The sequence below is a fragment of the Promicromonospora sp. MS192 genome (assembly GCF_049532985.1).
Classification (GTDB): domain Bacteria; phylum Actinomycetota; class Actinomycetes; order Actinomycetales; family Cellulomonadaceae; genus Promicromonospora.
Window position 1 is genome coordinate 1,696,670 of sequence record NZ_CP186693.1, and the last position, 17,959, is coordinate 1,714,628.

General features: G+C 70.5%; 14 protein-coding genes. 8 read left to right on the top strand and 6 right to left on the bottom strand.

What is annotated here, in order from left to right:
- Nucleotides 1–35 precede the first annotated feature (35 nt).
- From ACO229_RS07620 to ACO229_RS07630, 3 genes are read right to left on the bottom strand one after another with little or no spacing between them, the layout of a single operon-like run.
- Nucleotides 36–1,364 (bottom strand): ABC transporter substrate-binding protein, encoded by a 1,329-nt coding sequence (locus ACO229_RS07620; protein WP_423464409.1) that lies wholly within the window; start codon nt 1,362–1,364, stop codon nt 36–38.
- A 48-nt stretch (nt 1,365–1,412) separates the two neighbouring features.
- On the bottom strand, nt 1,413–2,303 hold the full coding sequence (locus ACO229_RS07625; protein WP_423464410.1) for a carbohydrate ABC transporter permease: 891 nt from the start codon (nt 2,301–2,303) through the stop codon (nt 1,413–1,415).
- Nucleotides 2,303–3,229 carry a carbohydrate ABC transporter permease gene (locus tag ACO229_RS07630; RefSeq protein WP_423464411.1) on the bottom strand — a complete coding sequence of 309 codons (927 nt, stop codon included), beginning with the start codon at nt 3,227–3,229 and terminating at the stop codon, nt 2,303–2,305. Before ACO229_RS07630 ends, ACO229_RS07625 begins: the two co-directional genes overlap by 1 nt.
- Before the next feature lie 68 nt (nt 3,230–3,297).
- Here ACO229_RS07630 and ACO229_RS07635 point away from each other — a divergent pair, with 68 nt between their 5' ends.
- Both ACO229_RS07635 and ACO229_RS07640 read left to right on the top strand, forming a co-directional pair.
- Nucleotides 3,298–4,317, top strand: a complete 1,020-nt coding sequence (locus ACO229_RS07635) for a LacI family DNA-binding transcriptional regulator (protein WP_397410675.1) — start codon at nt 3,298–3,300, stop codon at nt 4,315–4,317.
- Nucleotides 4,318–4,637: 320 nt separating this feature from the next.
- On the top strand, nt 4,638–7,445 hold the full coding sequence (locus ACO229_RS07640) for an alpha/beta hydrolase-fold protein (RefSeq protein ID WP_423464412.1): 2,808 nt from the start codon (nt 4,638–4,640) through the stop codon (nt 7,443–7,445).
- A gap of 88 nt (nt 7,446–7,533) precedes the next feature.
- Here the strand turns inward: ACO229_RS07640 and ACO229_RS07645 are convergent, their stop codons facing one another.
- Complete coding sequence (locus ACO229_RS07645) at nt 7,534–8,493, bottom strand: quinone oxidoreductase family protein (protein WP_423464413.1); 960 nt, start codon at nt 8,491–8,493, stop codon at nt 7,534–7,536.
- A gap of 141 nt (nt 8,494–8,634) precedes the next feature.
- On the opposite strand from ACO229_RS07645, the gene ACO229_RS07650 reads away from it, so the two are divergent.
- Complete coding sequence (locus ACO229_RS07650; RefSeq protein WP_423464414.1) at nt 8,635–9,249, top strand: TetR/AcrR family transcriptional regulator; 615 nt, start codon at nt 8,635–8,637, stop codon at nt 9,247–9,249.
- A 13-nt stretch (nt 9,250–9,262) separates the two neighbouring features.
- On the opposite strand, the gene ACO229_RS07655 is transcribed toward ACO229_RS07650, so the two are convergent.
- Both ACO229_RS07655 and ACO229_RS07660 read right to left on the bottom strand, forming a co-directional pair.
- A complete protein-coding gene (locus ACO229_RS07655) occupies nt 9,263–10,306 on the bottom strand; it encodes a LacI family DNA-binding transcriptional regulator (protein WP_423464415.1) in 1,044 nt (347 codons plus the stop codon).
- Nucleotides 10,307–10,355: 49 nt separating this feature from the next.
- A complete protein-coding gene (locus ACO229_RS07660; RefSeq protein WP_423464416.1) occupies nt 10,356–11,423 on the bottom strand; it encodes a LacI family DNA-binding transcriptional regulator in 1,068 nt (355 codons plus the stop codon).
- Nucleotides 11,424–11,633: 210 nt separating this feature from the next.
- Between ACO229_RS07660 and ACO229_RS07665 the strand changes: the two genes are divergently transcribed.
- The 5 genes from ACO229_RS07665 to ACO229_RS07685 all read left to right on the top strand — a co-directional run bounded on the left by ACO229_RS07665 (nt 11,634) and on the right by ACO229_RS07685 (nt 17,885).
- Nucleotides 11,634–12,956, top strand: coding sequence for an ABC transporter substrate-binding protein (locus tag ACO229_RS07665; RefSeq protein ID WP_423465277.1), 1,323 nt, complete (start codon nt 11,634–11,636; stop codon nt 12,954–12,956).
- Nucleotides 12,957–13,036: 80 nt separating this feature from the next.
- Complete coding sequence (locus tag ACO229_RS07670) at nt 13,037–13,987, top strand: carbohydrate ABC transporter permease (protein ID WP_397433956.1); 951 nt, start codon at nt 13,037–13,039, stop codon at nt 13,985–13,987.
- A gap of 16 nt (nt 13,988–14,003) precedes the next feature.
- Nucleotides 14,004–14,909, top strand: coding sequence for a carbohydrate ABC transporter permease (locus ACO229_RS07675; protein WP_397433957.1), 906 nt, complete (start codon nt 14,004–14,006; stop codon nt 14,907–14,909).
- Nucleotides 14,910–15,014: 105 nt separating this feature from the next.
- Nucleotides 15,015–16,652, top strand: a complete 1,638-nt coding sequence (locus ACO229_RS07680) for a GH39 family glycosyl hydrolase (RefSeq protein ID WP_423464417.1) — start codon at nt 15,015–15,017, stop codon at nt 16,650–16,652.
- 177 nt (nt 16,653–16,829) lie between these two features.
- Nucleotides 16,830–17,885, top strand: coding sequence for a LacI family DNA-binding transcriptional regulator (locus ACO229_RS07685; protein WP_397433959.1), 1,056 nt, complete (start codon nt 16,830–16,832; stop codon nt 17,883–17,885).
- Nucleotides 17,886–17,959 lie beyond the last annotated feature (74 nt).

Genomic DNA, 17,959 nt, shown 5'->3' on the forward strand with positions numbered 1-17,959 from the left:
GTGGCCGGCCGCCCCGCCCGCGCGATCAGCCGGGACTACTGCCCGAGCTGGTTCTGCAGGTCGGCCTGCGTCTGGTCCAGGGCATCCTGGACCGGCGTGCCGTTCTCGTAGATCTCGTTGAGCGTGACCGTGCGGAACGTGTCGTCGACCGTGGGCCAGTTCGGGTCGCTGAACGACTCGAAGTGCCCGATGCCGTCCTTGACCTCGTTCAGGACGTCGAACAGGTTGGTCTGGAAGTACTTGTTGAACTTGTTGTCCGGGTTCTTGGTGACCTCCTCGTCCTCCCAGACGGACATGTTCACCGGGTCGAAGCCCAGCACCTCCCAGACGGCGACGTTCGCCTCGGGGGACAGCTTGGCGAACGCCAGCCACTGCGCCGCGAGGTCCTTGTTCGGCGAGACGGCCGGCACGGCGGCACCGGTGCCGCCACCGCCGATGGTCTGGACGACGGCGTCGTCGGTGACCGGCGCCGGGGCGATGGCCACCTTGCCGGCGAGGTCGGGCATGTAGTCGACGAACCGGGAGGTGTACCAGGCCGGGTAGACGATGGCCGCATAGTCGCCGTCGTTGATGGCGCCGTACGCCTCCTCGGAGTCGGGGCTCCCGCCGGGGATGGTGGAGATCGCACCGGCGTCCTGCATGTCCTTCATCATCGAGAGGGTCTCGACCACCTCGGGGCTGTTCACCTGCACGTTGCCCTCGGCGTCGATGTACTGCCCGCCGAGCTGCGCCGTGATGAGCGGCTCGAGGAACATGACGCTGGTGCTGGCGACGCCGAAGGCCTTGCCGGTCTCCTCGTGGTACTTGACCCCGGCCTCCTTGAAGTCGTCCCAGGTCTTGATGGTCGTGTAGTCGATGCCGGCGCCCTCGAGCGCCTCGGTGTTGTAGAAGGTGGTGAACGCGCCCACGTGGGTCGGGAACCCGTAGATCGTGCCGTCCTTGCTGTACAGGTCGAGGCGCGCCTGGACCACGTCGTCCTTGTACGGCGCCGCGTACTCGGTCAGGTCGAGCAGCGGCGGGTTCTCGCCCTTGACGAAGTTGGCGAACTTGTTCACCTCGATGTCGACCACGTCCGGCAGGCCTTCACCGGAGTTCACGGCGAGCTGCAGCTTGTTGTGCATGTCGTCGTAGGGGTAGACCGTGACCTCGAGCTGGATCTCCTGGTCCGGGTTGGCCTCGTTCCACCGCTCGGCCATCTCCTCGTAGTACGTCGCGTGCACGTCCGCGAACGTCCACATGTTGAGGGTGGTGGAGCCGTCGGCGTTCTTCGTGGGTGCCTCCGGCTGACCACCACCGCAGGCGGTCAGCGCCGTCACCGCGAGCGCGGCGACCACCGTGGACACCGTCGTCCGTAGCCTTGTCATGAGTTTCTCCGTTATCTCTCGTGAGGGAAGGTGAAGCCTGGGGAGGGGTCAGCCCTTGACCGCTCCCGCGGTGATTCCTTCGATGAAGAACCGCTGGAACGCGAGGAAAAGAATGAGGACGGGGATCAGCGAGAAGAACGCCCCGATGATGAGCAGCTCGTAGTTGTTGCCGTACGGCGTCAGCAGCGTGTTGAGGCCGATCGGGAGCGTGAACTTCTCGGGGCTGCGCAGCACCAGCAGCGGCCAGAGGAAGTTGTTCCAGCACATCATCCCGTTGAGGATCGCCATGGCGGCCATCGCCGGCTTGGTGATCGGCAGCACCAGCCGGAAGAAGATGCCGAACTCGCTCACGCCGTCCATCCGCCCGGCCTCGATGATCTCCTTGGGTATGCCCAGGAAGTACTGGCGGAAGAAGAAGATCGTCACGGCCGAGGCGAGGAACGGGAGCGCGATCACCGTGTAGGTGTCGGCCAGGCCCATGTCGTTCACCTGCACGTACAGGGGGAGCATGAGCATCTCGAACGGCACGGTCATGACCAGGAGCACCATGATGAACCACAGCGTCTTGGTCCGGAACTCGTACATCGCGAAGCCGTAGGCGACGAACGAGCTCACCAGGAGGGTGCCCGCGACCTGCGCGACCGTCAGCAGCAGCGTGTTGACGAACCAGCGGAAGTACGGGCCCGAGTCGGTGAACAGCAGCACGTAGTTGTCCAGGCTCAGCGTGCCGAGGTCGACGTCGAACGTCATGCCCCGCCGGATCACCTCGTTGCCGTCCTGGAAGGTGCCCACGAAGATCGCCAGCAACGGGACCAGGGAGATCAGGGCGATCACGACGAGGAAGGCGCTCTGCACCCACGCCGCGGTGGACGGCCCGCGGCGGCGCGGGGCGGCGGTCGGGACGGTCGTCGTCCGGGTCTGCTCTCGGAGAGCGGCCATCACGCGGCCTCCTTCTTGAAGGTGCCGCTGGCGACGAGGTAGCAGATGTTGATCGTCATGACGATGACGAGCAGCACCACGCCGACCGCGGACGCGAAGCCGAGGTCGTTCTCCTCGATGCCCTTGCGGTAGAGGTAACCGACGACCGTGAGGCCCTGGTTGTTGGGGGAGTTGTTGCCGGCGTAGAGCATGAAGCTCTCCAGGAACATCGCCAGGCCGCCGTAGACGCTGATGGTCACGACGTAGACGATGGTGGGCCGGATGTTCGGGATCGTGATGTGGATGAACTGGCGGAGCTTGCTCGCCCCGTCGATCGACGCCGCCTCGTAGTACTCGGTGGGGATCGCCTGCATCCCGGCCAGGAAGTACATCATGTTGACGCCGGTCCACCGCCACAGGGCGATGGCCAGCAGCGCCACGAGACCGGTGAGGTCGCTGCGCAGCCACCGGACGGGACCGAAGCCGAAGAACTCGGCCACCTGGTTCATCATCGCGGAGTCGGACTCCGCGAAGATGAGGCGGAAGACGATGCCCGCCACGACCACGGAGGTCAGTGCCGGCACGAACATCGACGCCTTGAAGAACGCCTTGATGCGGGCGCTGCCGATGCTCGAGTTGACCAGCGCCGCCAGCGCCAGCGGGATCGGGATGAGCAGCACGAGCGTGAGCACCATGTAGCGCATGCTGTTGAACAGGGCCTGCCAGAAGATGCGGTCCTGCCAGAGCCGCTCGTAGTTGGCACCGCCGATGAAGGCCGTCTGCCCGTAGAGCACCTCCTGGGTGCTCATCACGAACGAGCGCCCGAGCGGCACCACCCAGAAGACCGCGAGGGTCACCAGGAACGGCAGGATGAACAGGTAGGGCGCGAGCCTCTTCGAGTAGAGGAGCTGTTTCACGGCGGTCTGGTCCTCCTTGATCAGAGCCATGGGGCGATGCCGGCACGACGGGACGGGGGCGCCGATCGCGGGGTGTCATGATGGTCGGCGTGGTGAAGATGAGCGACGTGGCCCTCGAGGCCGGGGTCTCGAAGATGACGGTCTCCAACGTCATCAACGGGCGGCCGGGGGCCAGCGAGGACACCCGGGCCCGCGTGCTCGAGGCGGTGGCCCGCCTCGGATACCGGGTGAACGCCACCGCGCGGCAGCTCCGGGCAGGCCGCGGCGGCGCGATCGGCCTGCTGGTGCCGCACCTGGACGGGCCCTACTACGCGCACCTCGCCGCCCGGCTGGACACGCTGGCCCAGGCGCAGGGGTACCACGTCATCATCGAGCGCACCGGCGCCAGCCGGGAGGGCGAGCTGGCCGCCATCTCCGCCGACCGGGTACGGCCCTACGTCGGCCTGGTGTTCAGCCCTGTGCAGATCGACAGCGCCGACGTACGGGCCGCGGGCATCGAGGTGCCCGTGGTGCTGCTCGGGGAGCGGCGCCTGTCCGGCGAGTTCGACCACGTGATGATGGACAACGTGGGCGGTGCGGAGCTCGCCACGTCCTACCTGCTCGACCGGGGCGCGCGGCGCGTCGCGCTGCTCGGCGGCCGGCCCGACCAGGGCGTCGACAGCATGGCGACGCTGCGCAGCCGCGGCTACCGCAGCGCTCACGCCCGGGCGGGCGTACCGGTGGACGAACGGCTCGTGGTCGACGCCGCCTCGTACACGACGAAGGACGGGTACGAGGCCGTCATGCGGCTGCACCGTGAGGGCGTGCCCTTCGACGGCGCCTTCGCCCTGACGGACGCGGCCGCGATGGGCGCGCTGCGGGCGCTCGCGGACCTCGGCCTGCGGGTGCCGGACGACGTGCAGGTGGTCGGCTTCGACAACGACGCCGAGGGCGAGTACCTCGTGCCGCGCCTGACCACCATGGACCCGGACAACGACTCGATGGCCGAGCGGATCATGGAGCTGCTGCTGCGGCGTGTCGAGGCCGGTGCGGCGGCACCCGGCGAGGTGGTGGAGTCGGTGATGTCGGCCCGGATCGTCGTGCGTGAGTCGACGCTCGGCCACGTACCCGGTCACTAGTCGATCGGTCACGGCGGTCTCTCTCTCGGTGCCTCATCGCACCCGTTGATGTTTATCGATAAAGTAGGGCCTCGCGCGATGGGTGTCAACGGGCCGGGGGCGCCTCCCCGGGTGAGGTCTGCTGACCCTGGTTCCAACGTCGTACTCGACCAGATCACCCTATTGACACAGGTGATCGGGCCGCGCCAGCATGACTCCGATTCGGGCCGTTACGACGTTGTAACGCTGGCCGGGCACTCCGCCGGTCGTCGCCGCGAGCCCGCCCTGTCGACGCGGAGGGAGCCACCCCCCGCGGGCAGGTGTCAGATGGGAGTGAATCAATGACGATCACCACTCAGGGTCCACGCGGACGGCGGCGCTCGTCGCTGCGCCGGTGGACCGCACTGGCCGCCGCGGGGGCGCTGGCGCTCGCCGGCGCACTCGTCGGCACTGCTGCGGCCACCGCCCCGGCGTCCGCGGCCGAGACGCCCTGGCTCACGGTCCAGGAGGTGCCCGGCCAGGGGGTCTTCGCGCGGTGGACGGTGCCGAACGCCGCCGTCGAGGCGGCCACCGGCCGCCCGGTGTCCCAGGTCGTGGCCCGCGGCAGCTTCGGGCCGTCGGACAACTGGGCCCAGGTGAACCTGGCCCGCAGCGGGTCGAGCTGGACCGACGTGATCGGCCCGCTCGAACCGGGGCTGTACCACTACCAGCTCACCGCCGACGACACGCTGCACTTCGCCGACACCACCAACCCGAACACCAACGAGGTCCAGCCCACGTGGCGCTGGTTCTACGTGCCCGGGCCGGACGGGTTCTTCCTCAACGACGTGCCCGCCGGCACCGGGGGGTCGCTGCAGGACATGACCTTCGAGTCCACCGCCCAGGGGCAGACCCGCACGGCGGTGGTCTACACCCCGCCGGGCTACGACGCGGACCGCGCCGAGCCCTACCCGGTGTTCTACCTCCAGCACGGTGGCGGCCAGAGCTACCGCGACTGGACTGAGCTCGGCCGCGCACGGCAGATCTTCGACAACCTCGTGCGGGACGGCGACATGGTCCCGGCCGTCGTGGTGATGGGTAACGGCAACGGCGTGAGCTTCACCGACGAGCTGCTCCAGCGGATCGTCCCGGCGTCCCGGGAGCACTTCAACGTCTCCGACGAGCCGGCGAAGATGGCGCTCGCCGGGCTGTCGATGGGCGGCAGCCAGTCGATGACGGTGCTCAAGACCAACCCCGGGGTGTTCGGCTACGTGGGCACGTTCGGCTTCGGCTTCGGCAGCACGAACGGCGTGGACGCCGAGGCGATCAACGAGGGCACCACCCTCCTGCGGCTCTACACCGGCAACAAGACGGACCTCGCCTACAACTCGGTCGTGAGCTCGATCCCGGCACTGGAGGCCGCGGGCATCGACCACGAGTTCGACGGCATCGACCCCGACCACGGTCACAACTGGAACCACTGGCAGGAGTCGCTGCACGACTTCTCCCAGCGCATCTTCCGCGACCCGCAGGACATCGACGACCACGGCATGAGCCCCGGTCACCTGCCGGCGACGGGCACCTTCACGCCTCCGCCCGCCGGCACGACGCCGACGCCGTACCTGACCGACGACGGCTTCGTGACGTTCGAGGCGCCCGCCGAGTACGACACGGCGCAGACGGTGACGGTGTGGGGCAACTTCGGCCCGTCGAAGCGCTGGGTCCGGATGGAGATGTCCCGTTCCGCCGGCCGGTGGCGGGCCACGGTCGGTCAGCTCGAGCCCGGCTTCTACTACTACCGCCTGCACGTGGACCGCGTGCAGAGGAAGGACACCGGCAACCCGACGAGCGTGACCACCGAACCCACGTGGAGCACGTTCTACGTGCCCGGTGACTCCGCACGCCTCCTGGCGGACGCCCCCGCCGGCACGGGCGGTGACCTGCGGGTGATGGAGTACCCGAGCACCGCCGCGGGCAACCCGACGCGCAGCGCCTGGGTCTGGACGCCGCCGGGGTACGACGCCGACCGCGAGGTGCCCTATCCCGTGCTGTACCTGCAGCACGGCAGCGGGCAGTCCTGGACGGACTGGGTCGAGATGGGCCGGGCCCGGCAGATCCTGGACAACCTGTACCTCGACGGGGCGACCGTCCCGATGGTGGTCGTCATGGCCAACGGCAACGGCGTGAACTTCACCGACGAGCTGCTGCAGCGGATCGTCCCGACCTCCCGGGAGCAGCTCAACGTGTCCAGCGCCCGGGACGAGATGGCGCACGCCGGGCTGTCCATGGGCGGCGGGCAGACCGTGACCGCGCTCAAGGCGCGTCCCGGCACCTTCGGGTACGTGGGCGTCTTCGCCGCGGGCTTCGGCGGTGCGGTCGACGCCGCGACCGTGCAGGCCATCAACGACGGCACGACCCTGCTGCGGTTCTACTCGGGCAACATCACCGACACCACCTACACCAGCGTGGTGAACGGGATCGCCACGATGGACGCGATCGGGGTGGACTACGAGTTCAACGGCTACACCGCGCACGGGCACAACTGGGACGCGTGGCAGCTCAACCTGATCGACTTCGCCCCGCGGCTGTTCCAGCACGTCGGTACCGTGTCGGTGACCCCGGCCGCACCGACGGTGGCCCGGGGCTGGACCGAGCAGTTCACGGCCGAGGTGGCCACGACCCACGGCGCCTCGTCCGCCGTGACCTGGTCGGTGGAGGGCGCCTCCTCGCCGGGCACCACGATCTCGGCCGACGGCCTGCTCTCGGTCGGGCCGGACGAGACGGCGTCGTCGCTGCGGGTCGTCGCGACGTCGGTCTTCGACCCGAACCGGTCGGCGGCCGCCGAGGTCACGCCCGTGCCGACGGGTACGAAGGCGGTCACGGTGAAGGCCGAGGCGACGCCGGCGTCCGTGGTGGCGGGCGGTACGTTCCGGCTGGAGGTGACCGTGGCGCCCGCGCACCGGACCCACGCCGCGCCGCGGCCGACCGGTGAGGTGGCGGTCACCTTCGGCGGCACGGTCCAGGTGGTGCCGCTGGTGCGGGGCCAGGCGCTGGTCGGCCTGGACACGACCGGCCTGCCGCGGGGGAGGTACCGCGTGCACGTGGCCTACTCGGGTGACCCGACGTACGCGCCGCACGCGGCCGCCTACCAGGAGCTGAGGGTGCGGTAGCCCGGCTTCTGCGAGGCCGGCGTCGCCCTGGTGGGGTCGGCGAGCGCGAGCTCGTCGGCCCCACCCGCAGTCCCGTCTCCGGGGCGGGTCACAGGAGGATGACGGTGCGTTCCCCGGGCGCGTCCTGGTGGGCCCACGCCGCCTCGACCTGGTCGAGCGGGAACGGGTGCGGGCGCACGGCCATGGCACCGGCGGCGATCGCGGCGACGAGCTCCGTGAACTCCCGCAGCATCACCTCCGTGTCCACCGCGCCGAACCCGCTGCCGAGGATGCGGAACGCGTTGGAGCGCAGGGCATGCCCGGACAGGGTGATCGCATCGCCGCCCGTGCCGCCGATCTGTACCCAGTCGAGCACGCGGGTGTGCTGGGTCCGCGCTCCCAGGACGGCGCGCATGGCGAGCTCCGTGGGCGGCCCCCAGACGTAGTCCAGGACCACGTCGACCTCCGCGGCGGCCCGGGCGAGAGCGGCCGCCGTGGCGTCCTGGTCGGGAGTGAGCTGCACGATCTGGTCCGCTCCCTGGGTGGTGAGCTCGTCCAGGCGCGAGCGGTTGCGCCCGGCGGCGACCACGTGGCCCGCGCCGAGGTGCCTGGCGACCTTGACGGCCATGGATCCGGCGTTGCCGGTCGCTCCGTGCACCAGGACCGACTGCCCGGTCTGGAACGGGACGCGGGTGCGCAGCGCGCCCCACGAGGACAGGGCCGGGTTCATGGTCGCGACCAGGACCGCGGGGTCCGCTCCGTCCGGCACCGGGATGACGGCGGCCGGGTCGACGGCGATGTGCTCGGCCAGGGTGCCGGCGCCCATGAGCATCACGTAGCCGAGGCTGCCGTCCGCTCGGCGGACGACCGCGTCGGCCCCCGCGAGGGCGGGCAGCGACGTGGGGCTCGTGTAGTGCTTGCCGGCCGCGATGCCGCGAGTTGCGGGGTGCACGCCGACGGCGAGGACGTCCACCACCTCCTGGCCGGGGGCGGGCGCGGGGGCGGGGACGGAGCGGACGTGCGGCGGCTCGTCGAACGATTCCACGAGCGCGGCGTTGATCATGGACATGCGCATCTTCCTTGGCTGGACGCAGGGCACTGTTAAGAAACGATGCCGTTTCTTATCGAGCCAGCGTAGGACCGCCCGCTAAGATACGCAAGCGAATCTAATTGCTCGGCGGAGCGGCAGGAGAGGAGAGGTGGGTTCGTGGTGAGCAAGGGGCCTACGGAGGACATACCCACGCGGCGCAGGGGTGCCGCACTGGAGAACGCGATCACCGAGGCCGCCTGGGACGTGCTCGTCGAACAGGGCTACAACGGCTTCACGTACGAGGCCGTCGCGGCGCGCGCCGGCACGAGCAAGCCGGTGCTCTACCGGCGGTGGCCCCAGCGGGAGGACCTCCTGGTCGCCACGCTCGCACGGTACTGGCACCCGCTCGACCTCCCGGACACCGGCGGCCTCCGCCAGGACGCCCTCGTCTTCCTCCGGACGGTCAACGCCGAGCGGGCCCGCATGCTGATCCTCATGCGCGTCTGGCTGGCGGACTACTTCCGCGAGACCGGTACCACCTTCGGCGACCTGCGCGGCCGCCTGGGCCTCGCGGACCGGACGCGCCCCTTCGCGACGCTCGTCGACCGCGCCGTCGAACGTGGCGAGCTGGCGGACGTACCGCGATCCGAACGCGTGGTGAACCTGCCCTTCGACCTGGTGCGGCACGACATGCTGATGACCATGGGCGCGGTGCCGGACGAGGCGATCGTCGAGATCGTGGACACGGTGTGGCTTCCCCTGCTCGGTCCGGCGCACCACGGCGCGGGGCGCTGAGCCCGGCGGGGACTCAGTCCGACGTCTCGGGAAACCCCGTGGACTCGCGCCGCACGATGCGGAACGGCGGCTTGATCAGGCGGGGCGGCCGCCGGTCGCCCGGTCCCGCGCCCTGCTCGGCGATCCGTTCCACGAGCAGGTCCACGGCGATCCGCGCGATCTCGGCGCGCCCCGCGTCGACCGTCGTCAGGGACGGGACGGAGAACCGGCTCTCGTCGATGTTGTCCACGCCGATCACCGCGACGTCGTCGGGCACCCGCACGCCCGCGGCGGCCAGCTCGCGCAGCGCGCCGAGCGCCAGGCCGTCGTTGAGGCAGAAGAGCCCGTCGAACGGCACCCTGGCGGCCAGCAGCTCGCGCACCGCCTCGGCGCCGTTCCACTGGAACCACGGCGCGGCGACCCGGATCAGGTCGGGGTCCACGGTGAGCCCGGCACTCTCCAGGGCCTCCCGGTAGCCGGTCACGCGGAGGTCGGAGGCGCGCTCGCGGACCTGGCCGTCCGGGTGCGCGCCGATCACCGCGATGCGCCGGCGACCCACCTCGAGCAGGTGCTCGACGGCGGCCCGCGCGGCGCTCGTGTTGTGCATCGTGACGTGGTCCGTGGGCCCGCCGAAGATCCGTTCGCCGAGCAGCACGCTGGGGAAGTCGGTGGTGAGCAGGTCCTTGTCCTCGGTGCCGAGCCGTTCGGGGGCGTAGAGCAGCCCGTCGGTCAGGTACGGGCGCCGCCGGGTCACGACGTCGATCTCGCGCTGCCGGTCGCCGCCGGTCTGCTCCACCAGGACGCCCAGGCCGCGCTGCTCCGCGGCCCGGATCACCTCGTCGGCGAGCTCGGCGAAGTAGCTCTGGCGCAGCTCCGGGACGGACAGCTCGATCACGCCGGTGCGGCCGGAGCGCAGCCCGCGGGCGGACAGGTTGGGGCGGTAGCCGAGCTCCTCGATGGCCCACTGCACGCGGCGCCGGGTCTCGGCGCGGACCCTGGGGAAGTCGTGCACCACGTTGGACACCGTCTTGGTCGAGACGCCGGCCAGCCGGGCGACGTCCTGCAACGTCACGCTCACGGACCGCCCCCTTGCTCCCTACCGGCCACGACACCAGGTCAGAGGCATCCTAGCGGCGGGCGGGCCCCGTTCCGGCCACGGCAGCGGGTGGTGCCGTGGAGTCACGGACGGTCAGGCTGGTGGCGAGCTGGACGTGGCGGGAGGCGGGCTCGACGCCGTCGGCCATCACGAGCACGGTCTCCACGGCCATCCGGCCCATCCCCGCCAGGGGTTGGTGCACCGACGTGAGCTGCGGGGTGGTCCACGCGGCCTGCGGCGTGTCGTCGAAGCCGACCACGCTGAGCCGCCCGGGCACCGGGACGCCGAGCTCGCGCGCCGCGGCGATCACGCCGACGGCGATCTCGTCGTCACCGGCGACGATCCCGGTGGGCGCTGCGGGCAGCGCGAGCAGCTCGCGGCCGTGCACCAGGCCCGTCTCGATGGAGAAGGGGTCGCTGCGCACCAGGGTCCGGTCCAGGCTGATGCCCGCGGAGTCGAGCGCCGCCCGGTACCCGTGGAAGCGTTCGCGGGCCGCGGCGGAGGCGGCCGGGCCGCCGATCCAGCCGATGCGCCGGTGGCCGAGCTCCAGGAGATGCTCCGTGGCGGTGCGCGCACCGGCCCAGTTGGCCGAGCCGACGCTGACGGTCCGGGGGTCGTCCACGTCGACGGGGTCGATCATGACGAACGGCATGCCCACCTTCCGCGCCGCCTGGAGCACCGCGTTGGGCCGGCTCAGCGTGATGCCGACGATACCGACGACCCCCGACTCCTTCTGCTCGCTCACCCAGGCCTGGGCGGCCGCCTTCGTGGCACGCACGGCGCGGTCCGGAGCCAGCCGCACCAGCACGTCGGTCTGGGCGGTCATGGCGGCGGCGAGGAGGCCTTGGAGCACGTTCGAGACGTAGGGGGAGTCCACCACGTCGGTCACCGCGGCGATGGTGCGCGTGCGCGGCGGCTCCCACTGCGCGGTCGTGGGGCGGTAGCCGAGCGCCGCCACGGCCTCCAGGACCCGGGCTCGGGTGTCCTCGGCGATGTCGAGGCGGCCGTTGAGCGCCTTCGAGGCGGTGCCGGTGGACACGCCGGCCGCGCGTGCGACGTCGGCGAGGGTCGGGCGCTCGGTCGAGGGCCTGCCAGCCATGATCTTCCCTTCGTCGAAACTATTTCGAAGGCTAGCGGTCCGTTGATGGAGCGTCAATCCGACCGAGTGCGCGCAGAAGACGGGACATGCCTCGGCAGGATGGGGCAGGCTCGACGGTTGACGCCCGGCGGAGCGCACCACTACAGTCCCTGCTTGATCGATAAAGTTGCGAAAAGATTTCGCACGCTCTCAACGAGGAGGGACAGGGTGATGAGGCTCTTGACCAAGGCGCAGGCGGTCTGCGTCGCGCTCGTGACGGCCGGTGCGCTCACCGCGTGCTCGGGCGCGGGAGGTACGGCGGGCGGGACCGGCGGCGGTGGTACCGCGGACCAGCCGGTGACGCTGACGGTGTGGAGCTGGGACGGCACGGTCGAGCTCGCGGTGCCGGGCTTCGAGAAGGCCAACCCCGGCATCGACGTCGAGGTGGTGAACGCCGGCTCGTCGTCCGACGAGTACCAGGCGCTCGACAACGCGATCCAGGCCGGGTCGGGCGTGCCGGACCTGGTGATGTTCGAGTACTTCGCGGTGCCCTACTTCGCCGTGCCGGGCAAGCTCGCCGACCTCGGCCCGCTGGGTGCCGCCGACCTGGAGGACGACTACGTCCCCTCGGCGTGGAACAACGTCACGATGGGCGACGGCGTCTACGCCCTGCCCTCCGACTACGGCCCCGCCGTCATGTTCTGGAACGAGGCGACGTTCGCCAAGGCGGGGATCAAGGAGGCGCCCGCGACCTGGGACGAGTACTACGAGGCGGCGAAGAAGATCCGCGCCCTGGGCGACGACTACTACATCACGCAGGACACGAACGACCTCTTCTTCCTGCTGTCGCTCATCTGGCAGGCGGGCGGGCGGCCGTTCGAGGTGGACGGCACCACCGTGCACATCGACTTCACCGACGAGGGCACGCAGAAGGCCGTGGCCTTCTGGCAGAAGATGATCGACGAGGACCTGGTCAACACGAAGATCAGCGCCTGGTCCGACGACTGGAACCGGGCGCTCAACGACGGCACCCTCGCCTCCCAGAACATGGGCGGCTGGCTCACCTCGACCCTGCCCGAGCGGGCGCCGGACGCCGCGGGCGACTTCCGCGTCTCGCTCATGCCCCAGTGGGAGGAGGGCGAGAAGGTCGGCGCCGAGAACGGCGGCTCGGCGTTCGGCATCCCGGAGGCCGCGGCCAACAAGGAGGCGGCCTACACGTTCCTCGAGTACTTCACGCACGGCGAGGGCCTGCAGCCCCGGGTCGACGCCGGAGCCTTCGTGCCGAACACGTCGGTGCTCGACAGCCCCGAGTTCCAGGAGGTGAAGAACCCGTACTTCGGTGACCAGAAGACGGGCGAGGTGCTCGCGGAGGCCTCGAACATCGCCGCCGTCGGCTGGCAGTACCCGCCGTTCTTCGAGTGGGCCCGCAGCACGTACGGCGACATCGCCACGCCGTTCTACACCTCCGGCGAGGGCTCCCTCGCACAGGTGCTGGAGACGTGGGAGCAGCGCTCCGTCGAGTACGGCAACGAACAGGGGTTCCAGGTCGACTAGCCGCCGTCGGCGGACGTCTCGCGCACCGCGGCGCGGGACGTCCGCCCGGCCCCCGACCGGACGACACGAGAGGACTGTCCATGAGCGCGACCCAGCGCACGGCGCCCGCCGTGGCCGCCACCCCGCCTCCACCCGCCGGCGTGGAGCAGCAGTACCGCCGGCCTCGTCGCCGGCAGACCGGCTGGGCGTTCGTCGCACCGTTCGGTGTGCTGTTCGCCCTGGTGTTCATCGTGCCCATCGCCTACGCCGCCTACCTCAGCCTCTTCCAGGACCGGATGGTGGGCGGCCCGTCCTTCGTGGGCCTGGCGAACTACACGAAGCTGTTCGGCGACGCCCAGTTCTGGGACGGTGTCTCCCGCGTGGTCTGGTTCACGCTGATCCAGGTGCCGGTCATGCTCCTGCTGGCCCTCGCGCTGGCGCTGGCGATGGACTCGATGCGGCTGCGCGGCATGCGGTTCATGCGCGTGGCGATCTTCCTGCCCTACGCGGTGCCGGCCATCGTCTCCACCCTGATGTGGGGCTTCATGCTCGGTGTGCGCTACGGGCTGTTCGGGAGCATCAACGGCTGGCTCGGCACCGACCTGGACCCGTTCCGGCCCAGCACCACGCTGATCGCCATCGGCGTGATGGTCACGTGGGCCTTCACGGGCTACAACATGCTCATCTTCGGCAGCGTGCTCAAGGCTGTCCCGCACGAGCTGTACGAAGCGGCGGCGATCGACGGTGCGGGGGAGTGGCGCGTCATCCGCGCGATCAAGCTGCCCGCGCTCCGGGGCTCGCTCGTGATCACCGTCATCTTCTCGATCATCGGCACCTTCCAGATCTTCAACGAGCCGCAGATCCTCCCGTCGATGGTGGCCAACAGCGGGATCACGACCTACTACACGCCCAACCTGTACGCCTTCAACCTGGCGTTCACGGGCTCCCAGCAGGGCTATGCCGCTGCTCTCGCCCTGGTGATGGCCGCGTTCACCATCGCCATCGCCTACGCGGTCCAGATCCGTGGCATGAAGAACGCCCTCGACCAGTAGCAGCCGGAGACCTCTCATGACGACCACCGACGTCCGGCGTCCGGGCGGCCCGCGCCGACGCCTCCACACCCTCACCAACCCCCGCACCAGCGGCACGCTGACCTTCCTGACGGGGTTGTTCACCCTCTACTGCCTGATACCGCTGGTCTGGCTGGCCATCAACGCCACCAAGTCCCAGGCGGACTTCGTCTCCAGCTTCGGCTTCTCGTTCGGCACGCGGTTCGCCCTGTTCGACAACATCGCGGCGGTCTTCACCTACGACGGCGGCATCTTCAGCCGGTGGCTGCTCAACACCGTGCTGTACGTCGTCGTCGGGGCGGTGGTCTCCACGTTCCTGGCCGCGCTGGGCGGGTACGCCCTCGCCAAGCTGGAGTTCACGGGCAAGCGGGTGTTCCTGTTCGTGGTGCTGGGGGCCATCTCCGTGCCCGGCATCGCGCTGGCCATCCCGCAGTTCCTGCTGTTCGCGCAGCTCGGCCTGACGAACACGCCGTGGGCGGTGCTGATCCCGTCGTTCCTCAACCCCTTCGGGCTGTACCTCATGTGGGTGTTCGCCGCGGAGGCCGTGCCCACCGGGCTGCTGGAGGCCGCGAAGATCGACGGTGCGGGCGAGTTCCGGACGTTCTGGCAGATCGCCCTGCCCCTGCTCGTGCCCGCCACGGTCACGGTGCTGCTGTTCTCGTTCGTCTCGATCTGGAACAACTACTTCCTGCCCCTGATCATGCTCAAGGACCCCGACTGGTACCCGCTGACCGTCGGCATCAACCAGTGGAACAAGCTCGCCTCCACCGCCGGCAACGGCGAGCTGCTCCAGAACCTCGTCCTGACCTCCTCGCTGCTCACGATCGTCCCGCTGATCGTGGCGTTCGTCTGCCTGCAGCGCTACTGGCAGTCGGGTCTGAGCCTCGGCGCCGTCAAGGGCTGACGAAGCCTGACCGACCCCCACCACTTCGACCATCACGACGGGCCGCTCCGAGCGGGTCCGTGGGTTCCCCACGCCCGTCCGACACCCGCGAGGGAGACACACCACATGGCGGACAGCACGACGACCCTGCCCGACCTCACGATCGACGGCGTGACCGCCGTCGGCGCACCGCTGCGGCACATCTGGAACGAGTGCGTCGGCGCCGGCCGGGCGAACGAGGCGCTGCGCGCGGACTGGCAGCAGCACTTCACCGAGGCGGTGACGGTCCTGGGCGCGCGATACGTGCGCTTCCACGGCTTGTTCCACGACGACATGTTCGTCTACCGCGCCTCCGACGGCGGCGGGTTCGGCCCACCCACGCCGCTGGACGAGCCGGTGCTGACCTTCAGCTACGTCGACAAGGTCTTCGACTTCATCCTCGCCTCCGGGGCCCGGCCCTTCGTCGAGCTCGGGTTCATGCCGCGCGAGCTGGCGACGGAGACGGAGACGCTGTTCTGGTGGAAGGCCCACTGCAGCCCGCCCACGGACATGGAGCGGTGGACCTGGCTGGTCACCGCGACGGTGGAGCACTGGATCGAACGCTACGGCCTGGACGAGGTGCGGCAGTGGCGCTTCGAGGTGTGGAACGAGCCCAACCTCGTGCCGTACTTCTGGACCGGCACCCGGACGCAGTACTTCGAGCTGTACGAGGCCACGGCCCGCGCCGTCAAGGCGGTCGACCCGGAGCTCAAGGTGGGTGGGCCCTCGACGAGCGTGTTCGTGCCCGACGACCGCTACGCGGGGGAGTGGGAGGACCGGTCCGCCGAGCACGCCACGGCCGAGGCGCAGGACGTCGACGCGCTCGACTGGCGCCCCGTGTGGATCGAGGAGCTCATCGACTGGTGCGCGCGCCGCGACGTGCCGCTCGACTTCCTGTCCACCCACCTGTACCCGACCGACCTGGCCTTCGGGGCCTCCGGCCAGGTCCGACACATCCGCCGCCACGTGGACGCGACCCACGACGACCTGGTCGCGCTCCGGAAGATCATCGCCGCGAGCCCGTTCCCCGACGCCGAGCTGCACATCACGGAGTGGTCGAGCTCCCCCTCCAGCCGCGACGCCATCCACGACACCCTCTTCGCCGCCACGTACATCACCCGCGCCTACCTGCGGTGCGCGGCGCTCGCGGACTCGGTCTCGTACTGGACCTTCACCGACGTCTTCGAGGAGGGTGGCGCCGGCATCGGGCCGTTCCACGGCGGCTTCGGCCTGGTGAACGAGCAGGGCCTGCACAAGCCGACGTACCACGCGTTCGCGATGCTGTCCCGGCTCGGGGACACCGCGCTGGCCGTCACCCCGCACGGGACGATCACCCGGGACTCCGGTACCGGCAGCGTGTCGGCCGTGTTCTTCAACTACCCCGACGACATGGGCGCCGACGGCGTCGGCTCGGAGACGACGTACGCGGCCACGCGTGCCCTGGCGGAGAAGGGCCCGGTCCGGCGGATCCGGCACACGGTCGAGGGCCTCGCGCCCGGCACCGTCTTCACCGTCGAGTCGATCGACTGGGACCACGGCAACGTGGCCGAGGCGTGGCACCGGATGGGGGCCCCGCTCAACCTCACGCCCGCGCAGACGGCCGAGCTGCGCGGGGTGGCCGACACGCTGCGCGTCGGCACGCTCACCGCCTCCGACGCCGGCGTGCTGGACATCGACCTCGACCTGCCGGCCTGGTCGGTGCTGTCGATCACAGCGGCCGGGTGATCTCGGCGGCGGCCGAAATGTTTCGGTGAGTGGCGCCGGCCGTCGACCGAGGATTTCGGGCGACTGGCCGGGACATCCGTGGGGTCGGCCAGGGCGGCGCGGTGTGGGCGGACCGCATCTGGTGCCTTGTGATTTTCGGTGGTTCGAGGTAGAAACGGTCGGGACGAGGAGGCAGGCTTGACGAAGACGACCCGGGCCCTGCGCCCCAACCTCGCCGCCGTGGCCGCGCACGCGGGCGTGTCGACCGCGACGGCGTCCAAGGTGGTGAACGGGCGGCCCGACGTGGCCGAGAGCACCCGCGAACGGGTCGAGGCGGCGATCGCGGAGCTCGGCTACCAGGGGCCCACCCGCGTCAGCACGGCGCACACCGTGGAGCTCATGGTCGACGCCCTGAACACCACCTACGCGACCCAGATCCTGCGGGGCGTGGTCCTGGCCGCCGAGGAGCTGGACCTGGAGGTCGTCGTCGGCCGGGTGCGCCGCCGGTCGGCGAGCGGCGTGCCGGAGTCCAGCGCGGCCTGGGCCAAGCGGCTGGCCGCGGCCGACCGGGTGGGCGCGATCGTGCTGACCTCCGGGCTCGGCCCGGACGTGTACGCGAGCCTCGCGCGCGCCCGGGTGCCGCTGGTGGTGATCGACCCTCTGGATCTCAGCGAGGAGGGCGTGGTCTCGGTGGGGTCCACCAACTGGCTCGGCGGGCGCAGCGCGGCGGAGCACCTGGTCGGGCTGGGGCACCGGCACATCGCGGTGGTCGCCGGGCCGGCGGAGTCGCTCAGCGCCGTGGCGCGCCTGGACGGTTTCCTGACCTACTGCCGGCAGCGGGACGTGCCGGTCGAGGCCGACCTGGTCCGGCCGATCCGCTTCGACCACGACCAGGCGGTGGAGGTGGCGGAGCAGTGGTTCCGCCGCCCCGACCCGCCCACGGCGGTCTTCGCCGGGAGCGACGCGCAGGCGATGGGCGTGCTGGAGGCGGCCCGGCGCACCGGCCTGCGGGTCCCGGAGGACGTCAGCCTCGTGGCCTACGACGACACACCGCTCGCGTCGTGGGCCAACCCGCCGCTGACCGCCGTCCGGCAGCCGCTGGAGGAGATCGGCCGGCGAGCCCTGCTGACGGTGCAGGCGCTGCACGAGGGCAAGCCCGTGGACTCGCACCACATCGAGATCGCCACCACGTTCGTCGTCCGGGACTCCACCGCCGCGCCCCGGGCACAGCTGCTCCGCGACCCGCGGGGCTGAGCGGCGGGCCTTGCCCCCGGCGCACCCATGACCACCCCCGGCGGGCGAGCCGCCCGGCGGGACACCCAGATGCC

Bases quoted from the DNA above. Each gene is read 5' to 3' on its own strand.
- ACO229_RS07620 (WP_423464409.1), bottom strand. From the start codon at position 1,364: ATGACAAGGCTACGGACGACGGTGTCCACGGTGGTCGCCGCGCTCGCG.
- ACO229_RS07625 (WP_423464410.1), bottom strand. From the start codon at position 2,303: ATGGCCGCTCTCCGAGAGCAGACCCGGACGACGACCGTCCCGACCGCC.
- ACO229_RS07630 (WP_423464411.1), bottom strand. From the start codon at position 3,229: ATGGCTCTGATCAAGGAGGACCAGACCGCCGTGAAACAGCTCCTCTAC.
- ACO229_RS07635 (WP_397410675.1), top strand. From the start codon at position 3,298: ATGAGCGACGTGGCCCTCGAGGCCGGGGTCTCGAAGATGACGGTCTCC.
- ACO229_RS07640 (WP_423464412.1), top strand. From the start codon at position 4,638: ATGACGATCACCACTCAGGGTCCACGCGGACGGCGGCGCTCGTCGCTG.
- ACO229_RS07645 (WP_423464413.1), bottom strand. From the start codon at position 8,493: ATGTCCATGATCAACGCCGCGCTCGTGGAATCGTTCGACGAGCCGCCG.
- ACO229_RS07660 (WP_423464416.1), bottom strand. From the start codon at position 11,423: ATGGCTGGCAGGCCCTCGACCGAGCGCCCGACCCTCGCCGACGTCGCA.
- ACO229_RS07665 (WP_423465277.1), top strand. From the start codon at position 11,634: ATGAGGCTCTTGACCAAGGCGCAGGCGGTCTGCGTCGCGCTCGTGACG.
- ACO229_RS07670 (WP_397433956.1), top strand. From the start codon at position 13,037: ATGAGCGCGACCCAGCGCACGGCGCCCGCCGTGGCCGCCACCCCGCCT.
- ACO229_RS07675 (WP_397433957.1), top strand. From the start codon at position 14,004: ATGACGACCACCGACGTCCGGCGTCCGGGCGGCCCGCGCCGACGCCTC.
- ACO229_RS07680 (WP_423464417.1), top strand. From the start codon at position 15,015: ATGGCGGACAGCACGACGACCCTGCCCGACCTCACGATCGACGGCGTG.